Genomic DNA, 9,287 nt, shown 5'->3' on the forward strand with positions numbered 1-9,287 from the left:
TAGAAATTTCTATTTTTTACCTGTGAATACAAATAATTTACTAATAACGTAGTTTAATACGATAATCAGGACTTGAGCAAAGAGCGTTTCAATAGCATTGACAAGACTTAGATTACCACCAACAAAATTACCGATAATTTGAGGATATTTATCAACTAAAATAATAGCTAACATCAAGTCTAGAACTAGGGTAAAGAGCCTCGCTCCAGTAAACTTAAGAAATCGTTTTGCCCATCCTTCTCTTTCCTGATTAAAGACATAAAGATCATTTGTCCAAAATGCAAAGATGATAGAAATGGCATTGGCCAAAACAGCTGATAAATCCGCTTGTTTAAACACCTCGAATAAAAACAACCTTGCAATCATATAGACAAGTGTAGTTAAAACGCCAAAAAATAGGTATTTAAATACCTCAGTTCTGATAATTTGTTTTAAATTTTTCATAGCTTGATTATAGCATAATATGCGATGAAGAAACAAGAAAATCTAGCAAACTACTCGAAAAGCAAAAACTAGAGCTGAGAAACCATAGTGTGACTCTCAAACTCTAGTAATGAGGAAAGCTATATTATAGTCGAATGACTATAGTTAATCAAATATCATACTTTTTATAATATGAAAGGATTCCTGAAACGATTCCGTTTGCTAATTTTTCCTGATAAGCTGATGTTTTGATTTTTTGAGATTCAGCCGCATTCGACATATAGCCCAACTCTAGAAGAACAGCTGGAGCTGTTGTTTCACGAAGGACAGCAAAGGTATTGCGCTGTACACCATTATTTTTAGCACCAGCGCTTGACACTGTTGCACTTTGAATAGCATTGGCAAGTGTCGCACTTCGATTTATGCGCTCACTTGTATTGTGATACTTGGTATTAATCTTAGCAGGGTATTCTGGATAATATTGATAATAGTATGTTTCAATACCGCTTGCTGCTGCACTTGTGGAAGCGTTGAAATGGATACTTAGGAAGATATCTGACGCACTGGCGTTAACTTTTTGAGAGCGTTCCGTCAAACCAACATAGGTGTCATCTGTACGTGTTGTTACGACGGTATAACCGGCTGCCTCAAGTTTTGCCTTAATCAGTTTTTGCATACTTAAATTCAGTGTTTTCTCAGCTGTATTGTAGTAATATGCTCCCGAGTCTGAACCTCCATGCCCTGCATCAAGATAGACAACTTTGTTAATAACTTCATAGTCTCCCTGTGACGCTGAACCTTTTTTATCAGCATTCAAAGCATAAGTTCCGGCAACATGTCCTGTACGAGTACCATCACTGTAATCTACATAAGCATGAACAGTATAATCACTCTTGATATAGCCATGGTTTCTTTCATTAACCGTTACTTTGACTTGACCATTTGTCTTTTCAGATGAAGTATACCAATAAATATTCTTTTGATTTTCCTCTGACCATGCTGCTACACTGATTGACTTAATTGACTTAGAATTAGTTGTTTCACTAAGAACAATATCAAGTGTCCCAGCATTAGCATTATAATTTGAAACTGATAGTTTTACTTCTTCAGTTTTAACATTTTTCACCACAAATCCATCTGTTCCAGCCAATCCCATTAAATGACTGCCACCAATTTTACTATAGCCATAAATATGAACATTATATTGGCCAGTTTCGTGGTTATGGTCTTTAACTGAAATGGTTGCTGTGTAAGTTGAAGTATTTTCTTGAGTGGTTTTGTGCCATTTAATATCATCTTGACCATTCTTACTAGTCCAAACTGGTACAGTTACAGAACTGATATAAAGAGGTACATTTGACACTTGAACAGTGTAAGTATTCTCATCTTTTTGATCAATTTTTGTTGATACCTTTGGTTTTGCAATAGTGATTGTTCGCCCATTCAATCCAACTGCCTTACCAGTTTCAAATGAATAGGTATGAATATTATAATTTCCAAATCCTTTATGATTTTCGTAGGAAGCAACTGCTTTACCAGTCTTATCTGCGTTATACCACTTAATATCATCCTGACCATTTTCATCTGACCAAACAGCAAATTTTACCTTGCTGTAATCATTAACTGAAGTAGATGTTACCTGAAGAGAAATCCCAGCTGATGTCAGTTCAGCATTAACTACTGTTTTAGAAACGGGTTTTGTTATTTTATAAGATCCAAGATTAGTACCTGAACGTGTTCCATCAGTGTAATCAACGTAGGTATGTACTATATAATAGTCAGATGTATTCGAATGATTAGCAATATTAACAGTTGCTGTCGCCTTGTTTCCTGAAACAGTTGGCGTGTACCACTTCAAATCATCCTGACCTTTATCTTGAGACCAAACAGCAATAGATACAGCTTTTACTGTCTTAGTATTTGAATTTCCAGCGACCACGATATCAAAACTTGTTTTGTTCTCAGCATAATTTACCATTGAGACGGTTGCATTAGCTCTGCTATCAGCATTTGTGAAGCCTGAAGTAGCAGTCAATCCAACTAGCCCTCCAGTTATGAGGCTTTGGCCATAGATATGGACATTGTACAACCCAGTATCATTCTTATGGTCACGAACAGATACATTTACTTTATAATTACTTGCTGTTGTTTTTGTAGCTTGGTACCATTTAATATCATCTTGACCATTTTTAGCTGACCAAACTGGAACAAGCACACTTGTAATAGTATCTGGGACATTATTAATCAGAATTTCAAAATTGCCTGCACTTGTTTTGTTGATATTTGTCTGTATTTCTGGTTTAGCAACGGTTATTGTTAATGCATTTAAACCTTTAGCTGCCGTATTCGGAACAAAGGAATAGGTATGAACATGATAAAGTCCATAGTCTTTGTGCTTTGATAAATCAACATAAGCAGCACCCAAATTATTTGCATCATACCAAACGATGTCATCTTGACCTTTGTTATCTGACCAAACGGCGAACTTAATCTTTTCTTGGTTTTTGATGATACCATTGTATTTTATTGTAAGTGACTTACGTTCTACAGATGCAGAAACTAAAGGTTCTTCCTTAACAGCAGACGTTCCTGTAGAAGTATCTGTCGTCTGATTTGCATTACTAGTACTACTATTATCAACAACTCTACGCAACTTAATGCCTGCATCTGCTGGAGTAGCATTACTTAGCTTAGCCTCCTGCTGTTCAGAAACCAGTTCAGTATCAGTTTTCTCTGCAGTAGCTTGATCTGTATTCATTTCTGACGCCTGCACTTCAGTTTCTGAAACGACTTCTGCCTCTTTCTCTGCTACTTTCTCTTCTTCAGTAACATCATTAGTATCTAGAGCTTCTTTATTTACCTCTAATTCCTTGGTACCGTCTTGCTCTGATTCATTATCCGCTACTGCTAATACAGCTTCAGTTTCAATTGATGACGTAACAGATTGACCTGTTTCATCAGCTGACACTGCACTCGCACTTCCTAAAATCGCCAAAACTGTTGCACTTGCAACTACCCAATGTTTTTTTGATTTATACATCTTTTTCTTCAAAATAGGTATTCCTTTTTCACAATTTTGTGATTATTATAACATTTCTTAAAAAGTTACACAATAGAGTGAGATTGATATTTTCCCCAGTTCTACTTAACATTCAAGCTAACAATAATCTTTAAATTATTCTTTTTGATTTAATACGATGGAAATCGTAACAAGATGCTTATCTCCCACCTAAAGAAAAAAGCAAGCTGAAAAGTTCAACTTGCCTCACTTTAAATCGATTAATCTGGGTAAATATAACTCACATTACCACCCCATGACGAGTCTAAAGGATTAAACCAGCCTCTAAAGTTCGAAATGTATTTATTTCCCGCATAATTGGATTCTTTTACCTGAATTTTTGTGCTGCTTTCAACATGAGTTACATAGGCGACATGACCATACCCTCCTCCATCATTTGGCCAAACGATAATTGAGCCAACTCTTGGACTAGTTCCAACTCTGAATCCTTTAGATTTAGCTCCTGTTGCCCAACTATTTGCATTTCCTAAAAAATTAGGTATCCAAGGAGCTAAGGATTTAACAGCCCACGTACATTGACCAACAGGATAAGTATTCTGCTCATTGATATAAGTTGTTATTTTAGGTGTTCCAGCTGTCTGTGAAGTCTGTGCCGAAGCGGTAGCTTGAGTTTGAGTCTTTGGTCTATAACTTGCTTCTGGAAGTATAAACTGGATACTTGTGTTATCTGAATAGGTTACTGTAGCATCCACAACGAACGTATCGGCTGTTTTAACAAGCTGCTTTAAGTCAACCGATTGGTAAATTTTTCCGTAAGAGCTTGTCTTTGCCTCATAAGTCTTTGAAAGATTTGGATTACTTTTCGACTTGACACTAACATTCATTTTGGTAATTTTTTTAGACATGGCAGTTTCTAAAGCAGAAACAGTAAATGTCCCTTCCTCAATATTTTGTTTATCAAGTGTAACCAGGGGATTTTCTAAGCCAGAAATACTAGACACATTAAACCCAGCAGTAACAGCTAAACCTTCAAATTTACTTAAGACATCATTCTGCCCATAGATATGAACATTATATTTCCCAAAATCAAATCCATGATTGGTTAATTGAAGATTTACCTTGTAGGTGTTAGGAGAGATTTTTGATGCTTGATACCATCTGATATCATCTTGGCCATTCACATCTGACCAAATTGGAATCTTGATTGATGAAAAATAATCAGGCACATTATTGACGATAATATCGTAGGTCTTATCTGATGTTGCTATAATTTGATGGGAAATACTGGGATTATTCACAGAGATTGATTGTGTACTAATCCCAGTCATCTTCCCGTTTTGTTGTAAATAGGTATGAATTTGATAACTTCCGTAACTCTTATGATTTTTTAAATTAGCCAAAGTCAAACCTGTTTGACTTGCAGGATACCATTTGATATCATCTTGACCATTTTCTTCTGACCAAACAGCGTAGTAAATGACACCATTTGATGGTGCATTAACGTCTGAATACAAATGAATGTCCGCATTATTGAGAGAAATTTGCGGTGCTTTGACATTGACCTTGGTCCTTGCAAGTACCGATCCTTTTCTAACACCGTCACTGTAGGTGACATAAACATGGATATTATAATCACCTGCTCTAGATCCATGATTAGCTAGATTAAATTGAACTTTTGCTTGACCATCTACAACATTACTCGTAGAATACCATTTAATATCATCCTGACCATTTTCTTCTGACCAGATTGCAACATCAACTTGTTTGATATTTTTCCCATTGGGGGATTTTTTTGCGATAACATCAAATGTTTTTGTTGTCGTGTTATAAGCTGTTTTAGAGAAAGTTGCGTATCCTTGATCATTGGCTGCCACAGGTTTCGCTAATGTAACGAGACCTAAAAGACAGCTGACAAATAGATATGGTTTCAATTTTTTCAAAAGTAATCCTCCTCAGATATAGTTTTGGTACACTATACCTATTCGGAAAAAGAATTGAAAAATGGAAAATAATTAGCAAATTTGAGAACAAAAAAAACCATAGCCCACACATTTGAACATTCACCAAAATGCAGAGGCTACTGGTTTTATTTTAATATTTGAAAAAAATATTTCGAAAGCTTTTAATAATATGATTTATATTTTCTAAATCAATTATTCACTTTTTTCCTTGATAATATAAACGGGACGTTTCTTGGTCTCTAAGAAGATTTTTGCAATATACTTGCCAATTATTCCAAGTGCAAGCAACTGAATTCCACCAATAAACAGCATGATACAAACCATACTTGCCCAACCGGAAACAGGATCTCCAAAGGTTAGCTTACGGACAATGATAAAAATTATACCTAAAATGGAAACAAGAAAAGAAAGTGTTCCAGCCCACATTGACAAATTTAAAGGGGCTTCGGAAAAATTGATGAAACCATCCATAGAGTAGTTCAGTAGACTCCAAAAATTCCATGAAGTCTCTCCTGCGACACGCTCACGATTTTCAAAGCTGATATAAGTTACGTCATAGCCAACCCAAGAAAAGAGACCTTTCGAAAATCGATTTACTTCCTCTAACTCTAAGATGCTATCAACAACTTGTCTAGTCATGAGGCGAAAATCTCGTGCACCATCGACCATCTCTGTGTCAGAAACTGCATTAATAATTCTATAAAACATTTTAGAAAAGAAAGAGCGAATGACTGGCTCACCTTTTCGATCTGCTCGACGTGTACCAACAACATCATAACCTTCTTGAATTTTATCATACATTTCAATAAGTAATTCTGGAGGATCCTGCAAGTCAGCATCCATTACAGTGATGAAGTCACCATCTGCCGCCTCAAGACCTGCTAATAGCCCTGCTTCTTTACCAAAATTTCGTGAAAAAGAAATGTAATGAACATTGTGTATTTCTTGAGATACTTGTCTAAGAACTTTTAAAGTTGAATCTTTTGATCCATCATTGACAAAGATATAATCAAATTCCAGTTCAGATGCCATCCTCACTTCAACAAGTTTTGTTTCAGCCAAGAAAGGGCGGATAGTATCCTGCTCATTGTAGCAAGGGATAATAATAGATAATTTTTTCATTACTCGTTTCCTTCCAAGCTCTTCACATAAAGGGCAGACAACTCATTTACCATCAAAATAATAACAATAAATGAAGTAAAAATCAAAGGTTCAAATGTTCTAATTCCTGACACAAAAACACCTGGAGAAAATGAAACCGCCATTCTTGCAAGGTAGCCAGACATAACTAGAATTAGTGAAAAAAGGCCAGTCTCCACATCATCGAAGATCGTAAGCAGAGAAAATCCAATAATCAAAAGAAATAAAGCATAGAGAATTACAGGATATAGAGCTAGGTAATAGTCCTTACTAAATAATTGTAAATCAGGATAATCATTAATTATTTTCTGGATAGTATTCATCGGTGTGTCAATACCAATTTTATTAAACAAAGTGCAGAAAATAACCACTGAAACTAAAATTGATATTCCATATTTCTTTCTAATAATTGAAATAATTAATAAAAGAATCAAAAGCAGAAATAAAAAGTTTAGCTCGGTATTATTTAAAAATAATACTCTGTTAGCTTCCATAAATCCATTATACACTTTGTTGAAAACACTTATAGAATCAAAAGTTGGATAGTAAACTTCTATCTCTGTAATTACTCTATCTTTATTACCCGGAGAGATCATCGCTGATATAATACCAAGTAAGGAAATGATTACAAAGCATACATATTTCAAATTAATTTTTTTCTTTTTAAGGAAATGATTAATTAATAAATATAAGAATATCAGGAAAGTTAATATCGTGAACTGTTCTTGCATACAAGAAAAAATAATAAAGAAAATGGATAAAACATTGTAAAACTTACTATTTTTTTTCATCAAAGTCCACCCAAAAGTAAAGCATACCATTGGAAAAAAGTAATTAACCATATTTGGAATCAAGCCAGCACCAGAATAAAAATTACCTGTAAAAATAAGTATAAATATTAAAGGGACTAAAAATCTAATTTTATTATGCTTGTCGCCATCTTCTAAAAAAAGAGAAACAAGACATTTCCAAAAAACAAATAAAGCAAGAAATACAGCTATTCCAAATCGAACTTGATGAACAGAAAAATACATAGTTGCCGATTCGATTAATAATCTACTGCTCCACGTAAAGTATCTATCAATGGCAAACCCTAAATAGTCATAATTAGTCCTTATAGCTTCCTCTGCAAACCATGTTTGATCGCCTGGATGATCAAAGTACGGTAAGGCTCTAAAAATAAATAATGCACTCATTAGTAGGCAATAAAAATTAAAGAAAAAATTGTTTAGAAACTCTTTTTTTTCTGCAGATTTATTTAGTATAGACATAAATATCTCCATCTAATTGATATATATCCCATAATTTATTTGATTCTAACAATTCCAGAGTAGATATATCGATTGTATTAAAGTCAAATCCAACGAGATTAATATTTAAATTTGTTAAGGTATTAAACCAGAGGAGATTAGGCCAATACAAATTAGCATTGCTTGGTATTAATTCTTTTAAAATCGGGTATGATGATGCAGTATTGGTAAATACTTGGGAATCTTTAAAGAGAGAACTAATATATACTACTTGATTTTCTTGAGTAATATAATCATTTAAATCTTCAGCTAACAATACACTAGAATCTTCAAATGCATCTTTTTGATGTTGTAAAGCACTTGAATAGATAAATGAAAAAGACATAGCATAATACATCAAAAGTAGAACAACTGCTCCCTTTAAATAAGAGAACACACGTTTCTCAATATAACCACCTAAAAGAATTAGTAAAATCCCTAAGAAAAATGCAAAACCATAGGCGTATCTTGGTCGATCATCTGCCAGTGGAGTTGAGAAAAACATATACACACCGAAGCTAAAAATAGCTGCAGTTACAACATAAACAAGTCCTAATATGAAAGATATTGTTTTATTTATTTTACTATTAAATGACATATAAATAATTGTGAGAACAATTGCCAATAATGCTAAAATAAACCAAGTACGTGTACTTTGATATCTAATTGTCTTAAAATACACTTGTAAATTTTGAATAACTGCCATTGGCATATTATTTAAAGAAGCAATACTTGTTGTATCTCCTCTTAACGCTAGTTCAGGATTAAATTTTGTTTCTAAATAATACGCCCCAATTCCACTTGAATAGGCAAAAAAACTAATTACTATTTTTTGAAATATTTCCTTAACCTTTGATGCATTTAAAAAATCTTTATAAATCAGGGTTAAAAGCATCACAATATAAATGCCGGATGAACCCTGATAAGAATTACACATTAAGAATACACCTAAGGCAGAAAGAAAGAAATAGGTTGTCTTTTTCGAATAATAGAAAAAGAAAGGTAAAGTTGAAACTAATACTGAGAGTGCAATGTATGGTCCATCAAAACGAAAACTAATTGGCTCCAAAAACCATGGATTGATACCAATAAAAACTGAGCCAATCGCAGAAATCCATGAAACTTTTTTTCCATCAAAAAGAATAAAAAGTAGAGAAGCACTGGTTACAGTTAAAATAAAAGCGCTGAGAATAAAGGTAGTGAGACCAGTATCGGTCAGATGCCTACTACCTTGAACTAAATAAGAAGCAAATTCGCTGAGATATCTTGAATAGTGGGCAGCAAAATTGGCTACTCCTTCTATACGTCTAGCAATGTCATCAATATAAGGATAATTAACTACTCCGATTGAAATTGTCGAGATAGCATACATGATAAAGACAACAGTTAACTTTTGTTTATTCAGATCAATAAAATTTAATAATTTATTTTTCATAAAACCTCCTGGGTATCAAA

The 9,287-nt window shown here is 33.9% G+C and carries 6 protein-coding genes; all 6 read right to left on the reverse strand.

Annotated features, from left to right (window positions below; all coding sequences use genetic code 11):
- Positions 1-9: 9 nt before the first annotated feature.
- The 6 genes from F601_RS0108960 to F601_RS0108985 all read right to left on the reverse strand — a co-directional run bounded on the left by F601_RS0108960 (position 10) and on the right by F601_RS0108985 (position 9,267).
- Positions 10-444 carry a GtrA family protein gene (locus F601_RS0108960; protein WP_018165344.1) on the reverse strand — a complete coding sequence of 145 codons (435 nt, stop codon included), beginning with the start codon at positions 442-444 and terminating at the stop codon, positions 10-12.
- Between the two features lie 148 nt (positions 445-592).
- Positions 593-3,475 carry a GBS Bsp-like repeat-containing protein gene (locus tag F601_RS0108965; RefSeq protein WP_282705032.1) on the reverse strand — a complete coding sequence of 961 codons (2,883 nt, stop codon included), beginning with the start codon at positions 3,473-3,475 and terminating at the stop codon, positions 593-595.
- Positions 3,476-3,702: 227 nt separating this feature from the next.
- Positions 3,703-5,382, reverse strand: a complete 1,680-nt coding sequence (locus F601_RS0108970) for a GBS Bsp-like repeat-containing protein (RefSeq protein WP_018165346.1) — start codon at positions 5,380-5,382, stop codon at positions 3,703-3,705.
- A gap of 213 nt (positions 5,383-5,595) precedes the next feature.
- The gene (locus F601_RS0108975; RefSeq protein WP_018165347.1) at positions 5,596-6,525 is read right to left on the reverse strand and encodes a glycosyltransferase family 2 protein; all 930 of its coding nucleotides are present in this window, start codon (positions 6,523-6,525) and stop codon (positions 5,596-5,598) included.
- The gene (locus F601_RS0108980) at positions 6,525-7,814 is read right to left on the reverse strand and encodes a DUF6056 family protein (protein WP_018165348.1); all 1,290 of its coding nucleotides are present in this window, start codon (positions 7,812-7,814) and stop codon (positions 6,525-6,527) included. Before F601_RS0108980 ends, F601_RS0108975 begins: the two co-directional genes overlap by 1 nt.
- Positions 7,798-9,267 (reverse strand): glucosyltransferase domain-containing protein, encoded by a 1,470-nt coding sequence (locus tag F601_RS0108985; protein ID WP_018165349.1) that lies wholly within the window; start codon positions 9,265-9,267, stop codon positions 7,798-7,800. The genes F601_RS0108980 and F601_RS0108985 overlap by 17 nt, the downstream gene beginning before the upstream one ends.
- Between the last annotated feature and the right edge of the window lie 20 nt (positions 9,268-9,287).

This window comes from Streptococcus henryi DSM 19005 (genome assembly GCF_000376985.1).
GTDB lineage: Bacteria > Bacillota > Bacilli > Lactobacillales > Streptococcaceae > Streptococcus > Streptococcus henryi.

Bases quoted from the DNA above. Each gene is read 5' to 3' on its own strand.
- F601_RS0108960 (WP_018165344.1), bottom strand. From the start codon at position 444: ATGAAAAATTTAAAACAAATTATCAGAACTGAGGTATTTAAATACCTA.
- F601_RS0108980 (WP_018165348.1), bottom strand. From the start codon at position 7,814: ATGTCTATACTAAATAAATCTGCAGAAAAAAAAGAGTTTCTAAACAAT.
- F601_RS0108975 (WP_018165347.1), bottom strand. From the start codon at position 6,525: ATGAAAAAATTATCTATTATTATCCCTTGCTACAATGAGCAGGATACT.
- F601_RS0108985 (WP_018165349.1), bottom strand. From the start codon at position 9,267: ATGAAAAATAAATTATTAAATTTTATTGATCTGAATAAACAAAAGTTA.